Source organism: Sporocytophaga sp., assembly GCF_017745095.1.
Lineage (GTDB): Bacteria > Bacteroidota > Bacteroidia > Cytophagales > Cytophagaceae > Sporocytophaga.
In genome coordinates this window covers 1-18,414 of the sequence record NZ_JAGHZZ010000014.1, presented here as the reverse complement: position 1 = coordinate 18,414, position 18,414 = coordinate 1, and the positions used below count along the sequence as shown (strand labels likewise).

Below are 18,414 nucleotides of genomic sequence, written 5' to 3'. Positions count from 1 at the left end.
AATCAGAAAATTTAAATGTAGTACATTGTTCACTACACTTTTTTATTAATTTTTATAAGGCGTGCTAATAGCCGCCGTAGGATAAAGGAGCTCTATAAAACCGCCACCTCGACAATTTACACTTTAACAGTAACCATAATTAGACATAAACTTCACAAATATGATACAAAAAAACTTTGCATATAAAGCGAAACAAGTTTTAGAATTGGATGAAAATGTGATCGGATTGGCTGTTGCAGGTTCATGGATAACAAATGAAATTGACGAATTCTCGGATCTGGATTTGATCCTTGTTACAAAAGAAAAAATTTCGTCTGATAAAAATAGAATGATTGACTATGCAAAAAGCATTGGCGATTTTATATCAGGATTTACAGGAGAACATGTAGGAGAAGCACGATTGTTAATCTGTCTATATAAGAATCCATTACTTCATGTTGATATTAAATTTTTAACGCTTGAAGAGTTTAACTATCGTATTGAAACACCAACACTACTTCTGGATAAAGGTGGGCTACTAGAAAATGCTATAAATCTCTCCATTCCCAAATTTCCTTATCCCGACTATCAATGGATTGAGGATCGTTTTTGGACATGGATACACTATGTATTACTTAAAATTGGAAGAGGAGAATACCTCGAAGCATATGATTTTTTCGGGTTTTTGAGAATGGTCGTATTTGGACCTTTATTACATATTAAGAATGGTAATTTACCACGTGGTGTCAGGAAAGTAGAAAAAGAATTATCGCAAAAAGATTTAGCTGAACTAAAACTTACAATGCCAAGCTATAATAGAGCTTCATTGTTAGATGGCGTAAAAAACTCTGTACGACTTTATCAGCAACTAAGGGATGAGCTTTTTAATAATGAAATAGAATTGAGAAATGAAGCCCAAAAAGAAGTACTATGTTATTTAGGTGAAATTGAAAAAAGTGCTAATTGACGACTTCTAATATGATGGGAGGGGGATGATAATTTCATTCTAGTTATAAAAAACATTCCTTTTTATTATAATTTAATAAAGCATGCTGGGCCTGCAATGGATGATAGAACATTACTTTCAAACCCGCAACATCAACAACCTAAACTGCTTATTCAAATTGATGAAAATAAATATATTAATAGCCTTATTAGTCATACTTATATTAGTTGGATGCGAAAACTTTGGAAATAAGGATAATCCTATGTTTGGCAAGGTTTTTAGAGACGCAAATGAACTCCCAGATTTTAAGGGTTATGATGAAATAGGTGGATCTGTAATAGAATCTAGTAAAGATGAAGAAGGAGATTTTAGATTCGGATTTACTCATTTGCAAAAAAAAGATAAACACATTATAATTCTTGACGAGATCTCTAAACCGTCAGAAAATGGGAAAGTAAAATTTAAGATTCTCGACACCATTTACATTGATAATGTTAAAGAGAATCAATTTATAGCTTATGGTAATTGTAGTCAGGGCAATGTTTCAAATGAAGAAATAATAGCCTTGGTAATTGATACAGATGATGAGAATGATTACGATAAAATTATCAAAGCTTGGTATGCTGATACTAAAAATGGAAGAATCAAGCCAATTACTAATACAAAAGGAATTAAATGTAAAAGAGTAATAGGATCGGGTGATGAAGAAATTGATGAATCAGTGCCGATTGATACAATTGATTTTACGGATACTACAATAAATACATTGGAAAGTCAGAAAAAAGACAGCTTGGATCTTGATAAATAAAATCTGCTGCTAACATCAGGCTGCAGCAATGGGGGGTGAATGAGGTAGCTTAAGAACTGTATTTTATTCGCCGCACTTTTACTATATTTTTATAAGGCATGATGATGAATTTATATAATAGAGAAACAGATCAAGCCTACACCACAGCTACAAGTCTTACCATTGCCATATAGATGAATAGATGGCATTAATAATATATTACTCTTAATAGTTAGTTATCTCCTAAATGTCAAGTTCCGAATTTGAGTAAACAATTTATGAACTTGTTTATATGATTGTAGAATCAAAAGGCATATCTCTTTGTGGATATTGTTGACTGATTTTTTTTTAAAAAACTTCCCTGGAAATATGCATTAATATCTACATAATTGTTATGTTTGTGATAATAAATGCCAAGTTAGTCTATTTGTTTTAGTGGTTGGTCGTAGATGTTTTTAGTGCAACTTTTTATAAATCAACAAGCAAGCTTTTTAAAATATTGAAGAAAAAGATATCCGGATTAATGATTTAGTTTCAATTCGCAAATGAGATGCGAAGTGAGGGTGTAGCTTTGAGTTATAATAATTAATTCAAAGGAGCGAATTGAAATACATAAGAAATGAGAAAGCTTAAAGTTCTTAACGGACTAGCCTTTTCGGTTTCATCAAAATTGTATTACAGATTAAATCCGATAAATTTTTAGAGTCACTCAAAAGTGACATCCATATGTTTTAATTAATCCTGTTAGTGCTTTTATTTTAACTTTTTTATAAAACAATTAACAATTATTTATGAACAGAAAATTACTTTTTAGGAAAGCCATTGCGATTATTATGGCATTTTCAGGAGGGATGGCCACCTCTGATCTTCAGGCCCAGTATAACAATCCAGTTTATTCCAGCTATACTGTAAACATTGTTCCAGGCTCTAGCCAGCAAGTGATGGTATTTAAAACTACCTCACTTGTGACATCTACGGCTTTTGTGACAAATTTCAACAGTAAGGTAAACCTGTTAGGTTCATCAAATTCTCCGCTCAAACTTCTGAAAACAGAAACAGATACCAAGGGCTTTACTCACAATAGTTACATCCAGAATATTTCCGGAGTTGATGTAGAAAATGCTGTGGTAAAAACACATGTTAAAAGTGGTTTAGTAAAGTCTGCATCTGTATTTACAAAAAATATTACTCTCACGGATGTTACCCCGGTTACAACTTCTGCTCAAGCAAAAACACTTTCACTTTCTGCTATCGGATCAACATCTGAATTTACAGATGCAAGATTTAAAATTGAGGCACCGATACTTATCATTACACTTGATGCTGCTCAGCAACATGTGCTTGCGTGGAAGGTGGATGTTTTTGGAAAAGCACCGGCAAGAGGTCGTTATTATGTATATGTAAATGCAAAGACTGGTGCAATAGTTAAAAAAATCAGCAGACAACATAAGTGTGGCAATCCAACAGTACAGACCAGATATGAAGGTTCAAAAACAATCAATGACAATGTGGTTCCACCTTCAACAGGATTGTCGGGAATAGATGTACTTTATGATGACTGCCGCAATACGTGCGGAAGCAGCACTCAGATAATTGAAACCATTTATTTGGACAATGTTGGACAGACTTATTATTATGGAAAACCAACTGGTACAACCTGGCCAAGCGATCTTCATCATAAAACAGGTTTTCAAATACATTACGGACTCGGGAAAATTTATGATTACTACAAGTGTAATCACGGCCGTAATGGATTCGACAATCAGAATACGTCAATCTTGGGTGTGGCTCATTTCAACACAATGGATGGAGTTAACCTTGATCCGGACAATGCAGCATGGCTTGGTGGCGGTGTAATGGTTTTTGGTGATGGAGGAGACGGATTCTCAGGAACACAAACTGTTGGTTCTGTTACTTCAATGGACGTAATTGGTCATGAATTCACACATGGTGTTACAGAGAACACTGCGGGACTTTTATATGAAGGAGAGTCTGGGGCACTGAATGAAGCATGGAGTGATATTCTTGGTACTGATTTTGAATTTTATGCAAAAGGGACAGGAAACTATACCATGGGCGAAGAGGTCTGGGCTTCGGGAATGTTGCGCTCAATGTCAAATCCTAATGCAAGAAACCAGCCAGATACATATGGCGGTACCTACTGGCAAAATACTTCAAGCTGCGTACCAGACGCTTCAAATGACTATTGCGGAGTGCATGGAAACAGCGGTGTTGCAAACTACTGGTTTTATCTGCTGGCAAACGGGGGCTCAGGAACAAACGATTTAGGTAACGCATTTTCAGTATCTTCTATCACACGTGATGTTGCAGCTAAAATTGCTTACAGAGCTCTAGTTTATCATTTTACACCAAATACAAACTATGCTCAGGCTCGTCAGTTTACAATACTTGCGGCTGAAGATCTTTATGGACAATGTTCGAATGAAGCATTGCAGGTAGCAAAAGCTTGGTATGCGGTTGGTGTAGGTGCAAATCCAGTTAATTCGATCACAGGTCCTACATCTGTATGTCCATATCAGACCAATGTTAATTTTGCTATAACTGCTAATACGGGATCAACATATACTTGGACATTACCTCCAAATACCAGTGTTGTTTCTGGTTCTGCAACTAATTCAATTACTATCAATTTCAATGGTACAACTCCAGGTGCAAGAACAATCTCTTTAAATGAATTTACTTCAGATGTCTGCGTACCTCTTACAAAGTCTATCACTGTGCTTGATGCTGTGGCTAATGCAACAACTTGCGATGCTTATCCAAAGCCACTTTCTCCGAATGGTCTTTCGTTTGATGGAACAGATGATGTTGCGATAATTCCTGCGCATTCGAAAATGGGATTGGGCCTTGGAGACTTTACTTATGAGATTATTATCAAATCAAACCCATCTGCTCCGCTTGCAACCTATGGTGGACAGGCCGAGTACCTGCTGGGAAATTATGGTGATGGACCTACTGGTTCTGCAGAATTCTGGACCAACAGGGCAACCTGCTCTACCTGTCCTGATTATGTATCTTTCAGATCAATGAATTCAATAGTAGGTATATCTACAAATTTAAGGGATAATAAGTGCCATCATATAGCAGTTGTAAAAAACTCAACTGATACTAAAATGTACATGGATGGTGTCCTACTTGCAACCGAACTTAATACGAGAGACTTTGGTCCTACAGGCAATGGAGTGAATGTTACCTATATAGGAGGATATTATGATGCTAACCAGCTGCCTACTGTATATAATGCATTTAACGGTTCCATTAAAGAACTTCGTATTTGGAATGCTGCGAGAACACAGACACAGATTCAGAATAACATGAACAGGGCTTTATATGGAAGTGAAGCAGGTCTGGTAGCGTATTATCCATTTGATGAAACTGGCACAGTAGAAACAATTAATGACAGAATTGCTCCAACGCCAACACTTCCATTAAACAGTGGCTACAGAGGATCGAGTCCATCAAATACCGACAACAATCCAACAGCTATTGCAGGAACATGTACAACGGTCAATACACGTATGTATAACCTTGATATGCCATTAGAAGGAGCTGGAATTGCAGAAAACGGAATAGCAGCTTATCCTAATCCATTTAGCAGTGAACTTACTTTCAGGGCAGATTTTGCAGCAGGAAAAACCTACTCTGTTGAGTTGATAAATTCTGTTGGATCCGTGGTTTATGCCGACAAAAACCTTGTATCAGGTGCAAGTTATTCGATTTCTACAGAACTTACTCCTGGATTCTATGTGTTGAAGTGTAACGACGGAAACGTTTCCAGAACAAAAACAGTAATAAAATATTAAATTTCATTTTAGTTAAATGAATGAAGAGGGTTGCCGGGAATGGCAACCCTTTTTTTGTGTGTCACAATATCAAAAGAGGGTAAACCTTCAGCTTCTCATAAACTTATCATTCAAAAAAGAACAATTAAGTTTAAATTGCAAGGCGGTCCCAGAGAGAGGGAAATTCTTAACTTAATCAAATAGGGAAATCAAGCACTGAAATCAGTTGTATACTTAATATAAGTGAACATACTGTCTACAATCACAGGAAGAATATGCTTAAGAAGATGGATGTAAAAAATATCGTAGAATTGCTTTCTAAGTCGATACCTTATGGATTTTTATAATTAGATCTGAATACAAATATGCCAGAATTAAGTAACATACAAACGTTCGAGAAATTGAATGGAACAGACTACAAACCAACACTGGACAGGTTTGAAGCTGTGCTTAGACAGATCGGGCTTTGGAATCAAGAAATTGAAGATGAATTCAAAAGTTTTGAATGGAAAATTGAAGACGACGGATATGTCTACTCATCAATAACTAAAGCTGGCTATTTCAGCACAAGATATTCAGACGTAAAAGTCAGACCATTGCTGATGGTTCACACACCAGCCCTTGGCCCTTCATTCAAGGACAATTGGATATGCTGTGATTTGCTCATTGAAACAGAAGACTTAAGAGGAGCAGAGTATTTTGAGAAGAGTTATGATTTGGTAGAATCATTAAGTTTTGAAATGTTTAAAGAGTTTAGATATACAGGTGTTTATTTTACTGACGAGGCTCAGGACGGACAGGATTTTGATGGGCTAAGGACAAACGACAAGTCTAAGCTTTGGAAATTTGATTATGCATTAATTCCGTTGTCATTAAAACATCTTTACAATGATGTTCCTATTACACATGAAGTTGTTCTACGAGACAGTGCTTTAGCAATTTTTTATAAAAAAAGATGAAAGAAAAAGTCCAGCTTTTAACAAAAGCTTTAAGTCATTTTTAGGTTTGGTTTGATCCAAAATTGTTATCTTTCATAAGATTGGTCATTGTAGCATTTATAAAATCAGTCAATGCCATACTCTAAACGTTATGGCCAATAACTGAATTTCAATAATTGCTTTTTTACAAATTAATAATTACGTCTCTTGCAAAATGCGGATACTATATAGAAAAACTTTTATCATTTTAATTATTCTATTCTTTCATTCATCCATTTACGGTCAACTTTATTCAAGAAATGATAGAAAAGTTGTGTATTCAGGAGAAGCTAATGTGAGAGAAAGTCCTTCACCAAATGCTAAAATAATAGCAACCTTAAAGCAAGGAACAGAAGTAATTATTTGCAGTAAAACTTATAAAATCGATACGATCAGTGGCGTTATTGCGTACTGGATGCCGATTCTTTATAATGGCACTTCCGGATATATTTGGGGTATAAATCTTGCTATTAATACTTTTGGTCATATAAACGGAAATAGATTACTGGTTAAAAATGATTCTAAAGGATTAGCATATAAAATATTTGCAGGTGACAGCTTGATTATATCGGGGACATATCCCGATAAGCCATATAACCTATATTCTCATATCTACCCAATACAGCCTCTTTCTTCAGAAAAAAACAATCTTTACTTTAAGTTAAGTGATTCAGATTTAATGTATTCATTTGATGGGGTAAAGGTGAACAAAGCAGGTCGATGCGATAAAGAAAATATTAATGCTAATCATCTATCTTCCCGAAAAGAGTTAAAAGATTCCTTAGGCTCTATAATCAACCGTGATAAGGTGAATCTAAGAGTCTTACCAAGTGTATCTTCTAAAACAATAGGACAACTATCGAAATATACACTAGTAGAACAAATTGAAAAACTGGCAAAGTTAGATACAGTTAATAAGGAGGAAAACTACTGGTTCAAAATAAAATGGAAAGGAAAAGTAGGATACGTTTGGGGAAGTTCAATCTCCAGTCCTAAACAACAAATCCAAGACAATGATGATGAGAATACCTCCTATCTTTTATGTCATAATGCTTTGTTTGTTTTAAATAAGGGAAGCATAGTTAATCATGTAATGTTAAATTACGATATCTATGATGAAACACTTCATTCTTTTGGCGATTTAGGATTTGGGCAAGGAAATGATTTTGTGGCAATAGAATCTATAGCACATGGTTGCGGAGAGTGGGGAGGAGATGTATACTATCTTTGGAATGGTAAAGAGCTTAAGCTTTTCTGTTCTGATGGCGGTGTTGGTGATGGTCCGCTAAGCGAAGGGGTAGAGCATATTTTTCCTTCATACCAACATGGAATTCCGGGCAAAGTAATTAAGCATTCCTATTCATCCGAAATGATTGATATTATGCCCGCAGATGATTGTGAACAAAATTATGTTGATGCACTTGATTATTATCTTATTTCCATAATGAGTTATAATGGAGATAAGCTCGTCGAGGTGCCATCTAAACATTTGGATTTAAAGAAAATAATTGAACGTGAGTTTCCTAAATACAAACTTATCCAATATAAATTCGGTGATATAAATAAGGACAATATTGAGGATGTCGTCTTTCAGGCAAGAATGGATAGGACCAAAAAAGACTCTGATGGATATGATCAGTATATTTATAAAACTAAAATCGGAGTGGCTTTGGGTACTAGCAAAGACTCTCTTCAGCTATTTAAAGTTAATGATCATTTTATAGGTGATGATGAACCGAGAGTAAGCATTTTGCTAGATGATTCTGGTATTTTGATTACTTCTTATTCAGCATTTAAAAATGGTGAATGGAGGCAAAGTATATATGGTAGAAAAAGTTATCATTTTGTTTATAACCCAACAGATCAAAAGATTTACTGGGACTCTGTTTCTACGATTTTTGACAAAGGGCCTCAGAAACTAACATTTAAGAGTAAAAAAGTTCTTTTTGAAAATACATGGAAATTTACAGAATACGAAAATGAAGAGTATTAAATCTCCCATTAAATCAATCATGAGTATAGTGTAATGCATTAAAAAAAACACATCTCTAGATACTTTCCATTATATTTAATTAAAGATATGATTACATTCGAACCATTTACATCAGATGATTTTGACCGTTTAATATCCTGGATAGAAAACGAAGAAGATTTAATGCAATTTGCAGGTCCATATTTTTCTTACCCTCTTACAAAGTCTCAATTAGATGAATATGTTAATTCAAAAGATAGGAAACCACTAAAAATAAAATTAACTGAGTCTGGTGAATATATAGGACATTGCGAATTAAACTATACTAATAAAATTCCAAGACTAAGCCGAATTCTGATTGGGCAAAAAGAAAGTCGGAATAAGGGAATAGGACTTAATATAGTTAAAGGAATGATAGAGCAAATAAGTCAAGCATCAGAAAGTAATGTTATTGAATTGATCGTTTATGATTGGAATGTAAATGCGATTAATTGCTATAAAAAAGCTGGATTTTATATTCGTGACAATTGGGAGGATATCATTTCAATTAATAATAAGCAATGGAGAGCAGTCTCAATGTATCTGGAGCTGAGTAATAAAGAATAAAAAGATAAATCACATTAGGATTTCCAGTGTAGGGTGATATAAAAAACTAGGTGTGTGCTTTTAAGTCTCTCTCTATTCGTGTTGATAGAAAAGCACTTGAAGACTTCTATGCGACAATAACCCATATTGTATGAGAATTTAAATACAATGAAAAAAAATAAGTTTTTGCTAATTCCACTTTTGCTTTGTGCTACTATCCATGTACAATCACAGGATAAATATAATATAAGCTCTGAAGTATTTATTAATGGTGTTAAGCCTGATCCTCAGGATACAATACATCTGAATGCTGAGGTTATATTAGAAATACAGCCTACAGGAAACGACACACTGGAAAATTTGGATATAAGAATATTCATAACAAGGAGAGGTAAAATATTGAATAAGATTGTTGCTTACGATCTTTCTGAGTTTAATGAGCGTTTCGACACATCCATATTTAAAAATATAAAGGATGGAGACAGATTGTACATTTGCCTCATTAACAAGGATCTTAAATCTCATAATATTATCAAGTTAGGTAATAAAGAAATTCAGTTCGATAATATGATTATGTTTCCGATAAAGGACGCAAATAATTTTAATCACAAATAACAATAGGTTAATTAGTTGCAAGTTAATGCTAATAATTGCTGCTCAGCTCTTTAAAACCTACACTTTTTTGTTTATTTTTATATAATTACTGTAAAATTTTTACTGATATATCTTATCATTTTGCAATATGTTATTATATGATCTCAGAAATAAATTTAAAGAATTTATAAAGTTTGTTACTGGATTCATTGGACTAGGAGCACTTGTAACGCTTCATTGGATTGTTAATAGGCAGAATGCTGACCGGGATGAATATTTTGTTATTTTCTTATCCATCATATCCCTGTCAGTTCTTACCTCAATATATTTTTTCTATAGTTCTTATGAAAAGAAAGAAAATCTGTTTGTAAATATTATGATGACAATTCTTCGCATCTGTGCTTCAGTCCTTTCATTGTATATAATATATGTCAATTCTCTACTTAAAGCATAAATCTATATATAATATTGATATGGATGCTTAAACATTTTTTATATCACTTTAGGCATGTATAACATTACCTAAATCTATTTTTATAATTCTTTTTATATCATTTCATTAAGGAAGGCCTTTGTAATAATATTCTCCAAATTAATCTTCCATATAGAAAATTCATTATTACAATCTCAGGTAAGTTGTCAAAAACGTTGTATTAGAATTAGTTACCATAGTTTAGTGTCGGTAAATTTATAATAATTTGAATATTTGATATTTTTAAATACATGTATAATAATCTGTTAATTAAGTATATAGCCAAAACTTTAGAATATTTTAATATATAACTTTTTCAATATACACCCCAAACAATTCCTCTTTGTAATAGTTGTTCTTCAACAATAGAAAATCTATATGAACAACATTCTTAAAGATCCTCAACATGGGAATAAAGAAGCTCGAAGGCATTTAAAGGAAGCACTCAGCTCACTTGAAAAGAGAAATCAGTATCTCCTTTCAGCAATAAAACTAATCAAAGAAGCATATGAAATGCTTGATCCGACTGAAATAAGTCATGAAGACGATGAGACAATGCTTCAATCTTCTTCTCATTCTCCCAAACTTTTAGTAGAGAAAAAGAGCAAGCATAATGACATTGAGAAATTAAAGAGTGCTAATGGCTATGATTTATTTCTTTGGGGACTCAAAAAGCTCGGTGGTGAAGCTACAATTGCCGAGGTCTTTTCAGAAGTTGAAAATTTAGACTTAGACTTTGTTAGGCGTAGGGTAAAAGACCAAACATTAAAGCAGTGGTTAAATGTATCTGCGAGTGCTCTGGCCAAAAATGGAACAATTGAAAAAATGGAAAGAACAGAGAGAAAAGGAGGTGTTATTTATAAGCTTTAATAGATAAGGAAGACATTAAATAGATTATTCTAAAGGGAATAAAAAAAGCGTAATTGTTGAGACCAATTACGCCTGAATTTTTAGAATCCCTTTAAGTGTTCAGCTCATTTATCCTGTATTTGCATACAGGCAGGGACTTTTTTGTTTAAACATTGGCCCTTAGCCTTTGTGTACCTATTAACTGATAAGTAGACAAAGGGTTTAAAATTTCTTGAAAAAATTTCTAAATCATGTAATAACAATGAATACAAATAAAATTAAGAAAACATCTTTAAGTCCTTATGAACTATTAACAGAAAAATACTCAACACATGAGAAATGTTTAGAGGCAATTTTTATGGCCAGGGCTATCAAAGAGACTGGAGGTTGTATAAGATGTCAAGCAGATATACTTACACATTACAAAAAAATATCTGGTCGATCGAAATATCAATGCAACAAATGTAAGAAACAAGTGGCTGTGATGAGCAATACTGTATTTGAAAGGACACACTTAAATTTACGAATAGTATTTAGAATTGCTATTGATAAGATATTTCATAATTCAGGATTCTCTGGAAACAAAATCTGCCAACAGTATAAATTAAGTCAACAAACGGGCGTACGGATATTAAGAGTGGTGAGAGAGTTAATGGGCTTGAGTCAGTCAAAAGACCTGTTTAAAGGCGAAGTAGAAATAGATGAGGTAGCTATACCTACTGGAACCAAAGGACTTGGGAGACACATCAAGAAAAAGAGAGGATTCGGTTCTGATGCCATTACCCCATTCTTAGGTTTGTTAGAAAGAGGAACCCTAAGATGTAGAATGTTTATGCTGACTGATAGAGATGAAGAAACATTGTTATCAACTATAATGGAAAATGTTGAACTTGGCACGACGATATACACAGATGAATGGAGAGGTTATTCTAACTTGAAAAGTCTTGGATATAATCACTTTGTCGTTAACCACTCTAAACATGAATATAGCAAGGGTAATATAACCACTAACCGAATTGAAGGATTTTTTGGGCATATTAAACCCAATATTAAAGGTACATATAGACAAATTACAGAACCCTATTCATCATTGTATGCACACGAACATTGTTTCAGGTATACCAACTGTGGTTTATCTGTGGAGGAAAAATTTGACAAATTACTAAACTCATTACCTCCATTATTTGAAAGAGACCGTCAATTATTAAGTAATGAGGAAGCAGCATGAATAGGAAGGAAATAACTAAGAATGTTTTTCTTAAAACAAGAAGATGTAGTAAGGCTGCATATTTAGAATATTATCACCCTGAGTATAAGTATCAGGGTGCATATTCTGATACTATTTTACATAGGTCGGAGCTTGTTAAAAACTTAGCAAGACAGTTATTTGATAATGGATTTAATGTCAAAGAAGAATGCCAAGGAGACTTGGTGCAAAATACCGAGTATAGAATCCAAAAAGGAATAAAGGTAATATACAATGCTTGCTTTGAGCATAATAGTGAGAAGTGTTTTTCCGACATTCTAATTATTAAGTCAGATACTGTTTGGGAGTTGTATGAAATAAAACTTTCAACAAAATGTGTAGCAGAGCATATTTTAGACTTGGCTTTTCAATCACAAATAATACACACAAAATATCCTCATCTAAAACTGCATTGCTTCCTAATTCACATAGACAAGAAATATGTCCTTGAAGAAGTTTTGAATATATCTAAATTGTTTAAAATAGTAAACCTTTCTAATAAAGCAAGACATGCACTGCCTTTGGTAAAAAGGATCTTAATGGCTTCACATAAGGTTTTAAATTCAAATAAAATTCCTAATGTATCTCCTGGAATATTTTGCACAAATCCCTTTAACTGTGAATTTAAAAGTTATTGTTGGAAAGATCTTCCAGAAGATTCGCCCTTGAATTTGGTTAAATCTTGGGAAATTAAAATGTATATGCTAAATGACCAAGGGGTAAAATTGGGAAACGTTCCTCATCAAGTAAAATTAACGGAGAAACTATGGTTGGAAATCGATTGCCTTGTTCAGAAAAGATATGTAATTAATAAGAGAGCAATTGAAGGATATATGGGAGATATATGCTTTCCAATATTTTTCTTGCAAATTAAGACTCTTCAATTTCCGATTCCATTATTCAAAAAAACTTCGCCTTATACATATATACCATTTCAATATAGCTTATATGAAGTAGCATCTCATTCATCTTGCTTAAAGCATAAAGACTTTATTTCGGTCAGTTCAAAGGATCCACGAGATGGATTTATTAAAAGCTTATTGAAAGATTTAGGAGACAATGGGACAATTATAGTTTATGAGAAAAAATATACAGAAGCAAGATTAAGAGAACTCGGTAGAATTTACCCAAAATATGAAGCACAAATTTTTAAGGTTATTGATAGATTGAAGGATTTAAAAGAGCCTTTTGAAAATAGATATCTTTATCATTACAATCAGAATGGAAGTCACGAATTAAAGAGTTTAATAGCTGCCTGGCTACCTGAAGTATCATTTAAAAGTTTAACTATTCCAGATTCAGCCACTGCAAGCAGAGCTTACGAAAAGTTACTAACAACCAAAATCGGGAATACAGAAAGGAGTAATATTAAAATGGATTTATCAGAATATGGTAGACTGAATACTTATGGACTCGCTAAATTATTGAAGATATTGGAGACCATTGTTATTGATGGTAGTAAGGAGGCATAGCTTACTTAAATAACCTTACCTATTCAGAGTAAAGCTATTATTGAGGAGGACCAGAATTAGGTTGAGGAGTTATGCCTAATAAATCGGTTGCTCTTGATGCCATTTGTTGAGATGTATTATACTCCTCCTCCTCTTTTTTCAATTTATCTTCGTATGAAAGTATAGCCTTTTGTTTTTTCTTTTTCTTCGTTTTCTTATTCGGATAAAAAAAGCTTTCATAAGTTTTGAAATATTTCATTACTCACAGTTTTTACATATATTTAGCTATATCACAAACTGTGTTTTTTCCAAGTAAATTTTATCAACCAAAACCTTTTTAATTATGGAACTTAAAAGTCTTATTTCTAATAACCGTCAGCTGTCAGCTTACATATGTAAAGTCAGAATGCTTGCTCATGAAGGCAAGGCAGAGGATCAAGAGATAATTGATGCTGTTTATTCCACATTAATTCTTAGCTTCAATAACTGTCCTACGAATCAAGATACAAGTAGAAGATCTTACTATACTAAGCACTGTTATATTCCGGACGTAGACGAGAATAAGGAAGCAGTTAACCATCTTATGAGAAAATGGAAGAGTGTAAAGCGAGTAAATATCGAATACTGGCTAAGAAGTGCAGAGGTAATGATTAGGGACAATAAGATAAATCTTCCTGGAGAAGTGATTAATGCGATAATTGGGGAGCTTAATACAATTGTGATTCCTGAATATTCTGATGTATTAGAAATTGCTGAATCATTTATGGAGGAAGAGGCCCCAGTAATAAAGAAAAACAATAAAAGCTTCCTGAATTTGTCGGAATTCACGAGGAGAATAAAACAATACCTAAATTAACTAAAACCTATTAATTATCATTGCTTTACAGTAGATTTTGGTCAAAGATAAGCTGATAGAATGTCCTTTAGTATTTCATGGAACTGACCAATTGACATACTCTACAAACAAAATCAAATCCAACAGGACAAATTGTCTTATTTTTAACACCTGGCTTAAGACTTGTATATCAAGCTAATAAAAAAAGATGCCAGACAATTTAAAGAAAAAAAGACCCCAAGATGCAACCAGGATTAATATACATGAGGCCTGGGAACTTAATTTTTGGGCAGAAGAATTAGGTGTTTCCAAAACCGAGCTGATTACAGCTGTTGTTGAAGCAGGAACATCTGTAGCTGCTGTAAAAAAGCATTTAGGAAAAAAATGAGACTTGTAGGAGGGCACAACCCTCCTATATTTTTAAAGATTGATTTAAACTTCTCCACAATGATCACTAATATATTTCCGATTGAAATTGATTTCGATTCATTTCAAATCTCAAGAATCCCCTATGAAGATGGCCTTTTACAGAAACTGCGAAAGGACTATAACCAAACTCATTCATTTTTTAAAAATCAAAACTACATTTATATTTCACGAAATGAAGGGGATGATCTGAATATCGGTAATGTTGTTACACTAAAGGTTGACGAAAGTGAAGAAATCATAAGCTCTTTGATAAAGCATATATTTTTTAGGAGTTTTAAAGCTAATTTTCCTGAAATAATTCCATTGGAATTTTACCCTTTTAGTTTTATGTCAAGGCAGAGCAAACACGATTTTGTTCATGACCTTTTACCTGAGAATTTAAGAGGAGTTATAGGTTATAAAAAACAAACGGAAATTCAAACAAGGGTAATTACCATCAACGATAAACGTTCCCATGCTTTTGTTATTAATTCTTTTTATAAATGGTCCTTCACCAGAAGTTGCTTAGATCTATATAAAGAAAAATTTAACTTAAGTGATTTAAGTATTATTCATTCTATTCCGATCGACGGACTCAAAAATATAATTGCACCTGATGAATCTTTAATAGGCACTTTCAAATCTACTGATGGGAAGAACGCAATAATTGATACAAACCGTGGAGATATATCACTGCCACTGGAAGAATTGTTTATAAATAAATCCAAATATAATATTGAGAACTACTTGAGGTTTAAATTAGGCGAAGAAAAGACAAATAAGATATTTGAGGAAATTAGCAGTAAAAACATAGAAAGATTTAATGCTAAGAAATATTATGATGACATATCAAGCACAGGAAAATTGATATCAAAGATTGATTTTCAGAATCAAGATGGCTTTACATTTAAAGTTTCAAATACATCTATCCTTCCAGATAACCATTATAAATTAAATAATCCAACTTATATTTTCGATCCAAGCTCGATAAAGACAAGTAAAAATTCAGACTTTAAAGGTTTAAATGAATATGGGCCTTACGATTCTCAATTTTTTTCAGCAAAAGAACCAAAGATCTTAGTTATTTGCCATAAAAATAATCGAGGAGGTTTCGCAAGCTTTCTGGCTAAACTAAAAGACGGAATTCCTAATTCTACCTACTTTTCCAAAGGTTTTTTAACAAAGTATCACATCCACAAAACAGAGTTTATTATTGATGAAGTTGAAAATTATAGCATAAGCTCTTATCTGTCTACAATAAATAAGTATGTTAAAAATAATTTAGGAAGGCCTTTCGATTTAGCAATCGTGGAAACGAAAAATGAATTCAAAACTCTTTCCATTGAAAGCAATCCTTATTATCAAATTAAAGCTCATCTTCTTTCTTTAAATATTCCTGTCCAGTTTATTACAAATCAGAATGTAAGGAAGTCTGATAATTATCTTGATTCTGTGCTAAATGCCATGACTCTCCAGATCTATGCTAAAATGGGAGGAACACCATGGATATTACCTTCGAATCAAAATATAGACCGGGAAATTATTGTTGGTATTGGAAGTAGTATGATTAGAAAGAATAGATATGTAGGAGCAACACAAACAAAGATCGTTGGTATTACAACTTTTTTTAATGCAGATGGACGTTATTTATTTGGGAATAAGTGCAGAGATGTAAACTATGATGAATACTTTGAAGAAATGCTGCAAAATCTAAGAACTTCAATTCACTATCTTTCATCTAAAGATGGTTGGAATCCTGGAGATACTGTGAGAATTATATTCCATATTTTCAAACCAATTAAAGATATTGAAGCTACTGTCGTGGATAAATTGATTAAAGAATTCTCTCAATATCATATTGTCTATGCATTCTTGACAATTTCTGAAGCTCATCCCTATATACTTTTTGACAGTCTTCAAACAGGTATTAATACAAAAGGTCAATACATTCCTGAAAGAGGTACTAATCTCATATTAGATAATTTTAACTGTCTTTTACAGATGAAAGGACCTAAAGATATTAAAACAGTTAAACAAGGTCTAAGCAAACCCATTCTAATAAAGCTAAACGAAAAATCTACATTTCAAGATCTAAATTACTTAACTCAGCAAATTTACAGTTTTACAAATCTTTCATGGAGGAGTTTCTTGTCCATCCAGATGCCAGTAACAATATATTATTCTGATATAATTGCCAAGCTGTTATCAAGGTTAAGAAAAATAAATGGTTGGCAACCTGAAGTTATTAATACTGATTTAAAGTATAAGAAATGGTTTCTTTAATAGAATTAAAATCAGACTATTTAAAGGATCTGATTGTGAAGGATGAAATTTCTGAATTTGTAAAATTTCTTTTTGAGTATGATTTGAAAATTGAACAAGTTCACTCTCCGAATAATGTTCCAGACATTAAGAAACAGACAATCTTAAGTTTAATCAATAATGATTCATTAAACTTTAAATCCTTTTATTCAGCCTTTGAGAGAAGGAATCCTGACAATCAAACAAACTGGATTTACGATAATGTTTTTTTATTCTTGCTGATTTGTGCAGTTAAGAAATTTTCTTTGGAAGTATTTTGGCTTAAAAAAGTCCTTCTAATTCCCACCAATTTGGGACAAGATGAAAGTTCTAAAATTAGAACAACATTTATAAATATTTTAAATGGGAACTATGATAGTCCAGATAATATTGGTTCCATTGTGGTAGTCTTTCTTCATATAACAGGAATATCAGATCTTAAACAAGTCCATTCTAACAATACATATCAAAGCTTAAATCAAAAATTGTTTCCCTTTTCTAATATTGACTTTTTAAATATCATTGGATTAAAAGCTATTGATATTATTATTCTTAAAAAGGATTTATCAAACCCTGAAGTGACTAAAAAATTAGAATCATTTCACGGAAAATTTCTACAAAGAACAGAAAAAACAGCTAAGTGGATAGTAAATATTTTATTACTATCTACAGTTTGTTTAGCAATTTACTTCTTCTACAAATACAATAATGCTTCTGAGGACAATAAGAAGTGGTTTGACTTATCTTTCTCTGTTCTGTCTTTTGCTGGAACGTCCCTTATGACTGTCTTTGACAATAGGAAAAAACTCATAGAATGGATCATGATAAGACTTAGATCATTATGGGGATATTAATTTAACGGTTTCTTTATCAAGTTGCATGATATAAATGATTTCAAAATGTTAACCAATTAGTTTCTTTTCAAATTCTTTTCTTAACTTTTGAAAAGTTACCGAGTCTGTAATCATGGGTAAAATCATCATTACATTCTTGATAAAAATTTTATCTTGTTCTTCTGCTGTTTGTGTTCCTCTGAAAACCTCTAACATCGGTTTTCTTATATGAATCGGATGCCAGCAATTTTTAACCTCTACAGTATCATCCACCGAATGATTATATAATTCGAACCCAGTATCTACTTCCTTTAATGCTACCTCTAATTCTTTTATAAATTCTTGGTAAAGTAAATTATTAGGATAGATTGAATGA

18 protein-coding genes are annotated in these 18,414 nt (G+C 32.8%); 16 read left to right on the top strand and 2 right to left on the bottom strand.

The genetic code is table 11. From position 1 onward, the window contains the following. The first annotated feature begins 160 nt into the window (after positions 1-160). The 12 genes from J7604_RS18785 to J7604_RS18735 all read left to right on the top strand — a co-directional run bounded on the left by J7604_RS18785 (position 161) and on the right by J7604_RS18735 (position 13,682). The gene (locus J7604_RS18785; protein WP_293899041.1) at positions 161-946 is read left to right on the top strand and encodes a nucleotidyltransferase domain-containing protein; all 786 of its coding nucleotides are present in this window, start codon (positions 161-163) and stop codon (positions 944-946) included. Between the two features lie 160 nt (positions 947-1,106). Next, complete coding sequence (locus tag J7604_RS18780) at positions 1,107-1,733, top strand: hypothetical protein (RefSeq protein ID WP_293899038.1); 627 nt, start codon at positions 1,107-1,109, stop codon at positions 1,731-1,733. Between the two features lie 770 nt (positions 1,734-2,503). Next, positions 2,504-5,536 (top strand): M4 family metallopeptidase, encoded by a 3,033-nt coding sequence (locus J7604_RS18775; RefSeq protein ID WP_293899036.1) that lies wholly within the window; start codon positions 2,504-2,506, stop codon positions 5,534-5,536. A 179-nt stretch (positions 5,537-5,715) separates the two neighbouring features. Next, positions 5,716-5,862: a helix-turn-helix transcriptional regulator gene (locus tag J7604_RS27075; protein WP_367113589.1), complete on the top strand. Its 147-nt coding sequence runs from the start codon at positions 5,716-5,718 to the stop codon at positions 5,860-5,862. A gap of 18 nt (positions 5,863-5,880) precedes the next feature. Then, positions 5,881-6,474, top strand: coding sequence for a hypothetical protein (locus tag J7604_RS18770; RefSeq protein ID WP_293899034.1), 594 nt, complete (start codon positions 5,881-5,883; stop codon positions 6,472-6,474). Positions 6,475-6,667: 193 nt separating this feature from the next. Further along, positions 6,668-8,485 carry an SH3 domain-containing protein gene (locus tag J7604_RS18765; protein WP_293899031.1) on the top strand — a complete coding sequence of 606 codons (1,818 nt, stop codon included), beginning with the start codon at positions 6,668-6,670 and terminating at the stop codon, positions 8,483-8,485. Between the two features lie 87 nt (positions 8,486-8,572). Then, entirely contained in the window at positions 8,573-9,070 is a 498-nt protein-coding gene (locus tag J7604_RS18760) for a GNAT family protein (RefSeq protein ID WP_293899029.1), read from the top strand. 147 nt (positions 9,071-9,217) lie between these two features. Next, positions 9,218-9,664 carry a hypothetical protein gene (locus tag J7604_RS18755; RefSeq protein WP_293899026.1) on the top strand — a complete coding sequence of 149 codons (447 nt, stop codon included), beginning with the start codon at positions 9,218-9,220 and terminating at the stop codon, positions 9,662-9,664. A 127-nt stretch (positions 9,665-9,791) separates the two neighbouring features. After that, positions 9,792-10,097, top strand: a complete 306-nt coding sequence (locus J7604_RS18750) for a hypothetical protein (RefSeq protein WP_293899023.1) — start codon at positions 9,792-9,794, stop codon at positions 10,095-10,097. Positions 10,098-10,493: 396 nt separating this feature from the next. Then, positions 10,494-10,985 (top strand): hypothetical protein, encoded by a 492-nt coding sequence (locus J7604_RS18745; RefSeq protein ID WP_293899021.1) that lies wholly within the window; start codon positions 10,494-10,496, stop codon positions 10,983-10,985. A 463-nt stretch (positions 10,986-11,448) separates the two neighbouring features. Then, positions 11,449-12,192, top strand: a complete 744-nt coding sequence (locus tag J7604_RS18740; protein WP_293899019.1) for an IS1595 family transposase — start codon at positions 11,449-11,451, stop codon at positions 12,190-12,192. Further along, complete coding sequence (locus J7604_RS18735) at positions 12,189-13,682, top strand: DUF2779 domain-containing protein (protein ID WP_293899017.1); 1,494 nt, start codon at positions 12,189-12,191, stop codon at positions 13,680-13,682. The genes J7604_RS18740 and J7604_RS18735 overlap by 4 nt, the downstream gene beginning before the upstream one ends. A 37-nt stretch (positions 13,683-13,719) precedes the next feature. On the opposite strand, the gene J7604_RS18730 is transcribed toward J7604_RS18735, so the two are convergent. Next, entirely contained in the window at positions 13,720-13,920 is a 201-nt protein-coding gene (locus J7604_RS18730) for a hypothetical protein (protein WP_293899015.1), read from the bottom strand. A gap of 84 nt (positions 13,921-14,004) precedes the next feature. Between J7604_RS18730 and J7604_RS18725 the strand changes: the two genes are divergently transcribed. The 4 genes from J7604_RS18725 (at position 14,005) to J7604_RS18710 (ending at position 18,059) form a co-directional block, all read left to right on the top strand. Then, positions 14,005-14,517 (top strand): hypothetical protein, encoded by a 513-nt coding sequence (locus tag J7604_RS18725; RefSeq protein ID WP_293899012.1) that lies wholly within the window; start codon positions 14,005-14,007, stop codon positions 14,515-14,517. A gap of 187 nt (positions 14,518-14,704) precedes the next feature. Next, positions 14,705-14,884: a DUF3606 domain-containing protein gene (locus J7604_RS18720; RefSeq protein WP_293899009.1), complete on the top strand. Its 180-nt coding sequence runs from the start codon at positions 14,705-14,707 to the stop codon at positions 14,882-14,884. A 59-nt stretch (positions 14,885-14,943) separates the two neighbouring features. Then, positions 14,944-17,187 carry a Piwi domain-containing protein gene (locus J7604_RS18715; RefSeq protein ID WP_293899006.1) on the top strand — a complete coding sequence of 748 codons (2,244 nt, stop codon included), beginning with the start codon at positions 14,944-14,946 and terminating at the stop codon, positions 17,185-17,187. Next, positions 17,175-18,059: a hypothetical protein gene (locus tag J7604_RS18710; RefSeq protein WP_293899003.1), complete on the top strand. Its 885-nt coding sequence runs from the start codon at positions 17,175-17,177 to the stop codon at positions 18,057-18,059. Before J7604_RS18715 ends, J7604_RS18710 begins: the two co-directional genes overlap by 13 nt. 48 nt (positions 18,060-18,107) lie before the next feature. On the opposite strand, the gene J7604_RS18705 is transcribed toward J7604_RS18710, so the two are convergent. Next, a partial coding sequence (locus J7604_RS18705) for a hypothetical protein (RefSeq protein WP_293899000.1) occupies positions 18,108-18,414 on the bottom strand: 307 nt, incomplete at its 5' end.

Coding starts and splice junctions, on each gene's coding strand:
- J7604_RS18725 (WP_293899012.1), top strand. CDS start 14,005: ATGGAACTTAAAAGTCTTATTTCTAATAACCGTCAGCTGTCAGCTTAC.
- J7604_RS18765 (WP_293899031.1), top strand. CDS start 6,668: ATGCGGATACTATATAGAAAAACTTTTATCATTTTAATTATTCTATTC.
- J7604_RS18720 (WP_293899009.1), top strand. CDS start 14,705: ATGCCAGACAATTTAAAGAAAAAAAGACCCCAAGATGCAACCAGGATT.
- J7604_RS18745 (WP_293899021.1), top strand. CDS start 10,494: ATGAACAACATTCTTAAAGATCCTCAACATGGGAATAAAGAAGCTCGA.
- J7604_RS18770 (WP_293899034.1), top strand. CDS start 5,881: ATGCCAGAATTAAGTAACATACAAACGTTCGAGAAATTGAATGGAACA.
- J7604_RS18755 (WP_293899026.1), top strand. CDS start 9,218: ATGAAAAAAAATAAGTTTTTGCTAATTCCACTTTTGCTTTGTGCTACT.
- J7604_RS18730 (WP_293899015.1), bottom strand. CDS start 13,920: ATGAAATATTTCAAAACTTATGAAAGCTTTTTTTATCCGAATAAGAAA.
- J7604_RS18780 (WP_293899038.1), top strand. CDS start 1,107: ATGAAAATAAATATATTAATAGCCTTATTAGTCATACTTATATTAGTT.
- J7604_RS18785 (WP_293899041.1), top strand. CDS start 161: ATGATACAAAAAAACTTTGCATATAAAGCGAAACAAGTTTTAGAATTG.
- J7604_RS18750 (WP_293899023.1), top strand. CDS start 9,792: ATGTTATTATATGATCTCAGAAATAAATTTAAAGAATTTATAAAGTTT.
- J7604_RS18735 (WP_293899017.1), top strand. CDS start 12,189: ATGAATAGGAAGGAAATAACTAAGAATGTTTTTCTTAAAACAAGAAGA.
- J7604_RS18760 (WP_293899029.1), top strand. CDS start 8,573: ATGATTACATTCGAACCATTTACATCAGATGATTTTGACCGTTTAATA.
- J7604_RS18715 (WP_293899006.1), top strand. CDS start 14,944: ATGATCACTAATATATTTCCGATTGAAATTGATTTCGATTCATTTCAA.
- J7604_RS18710 (WP_293899003.1), top strand. CDS start 17,175: ATGGTTTCTTTAATAGAATTAAAATCAGACTATTTAAAGGATCTGATT.
- J7604_RS18775 (WP_293899036.1), top strand. CDS start 2,504: ATGAACAGAAAATTACTTTTTAGGAAAGCCATTGCGATTATTATGGCA.
- J7604_RS18740 (WP_293899019.1), top strand. CDS start 11,449: ATGAGCAATACTGTATTTGAAAGGACACACTTAAATTTACGAATAGTA.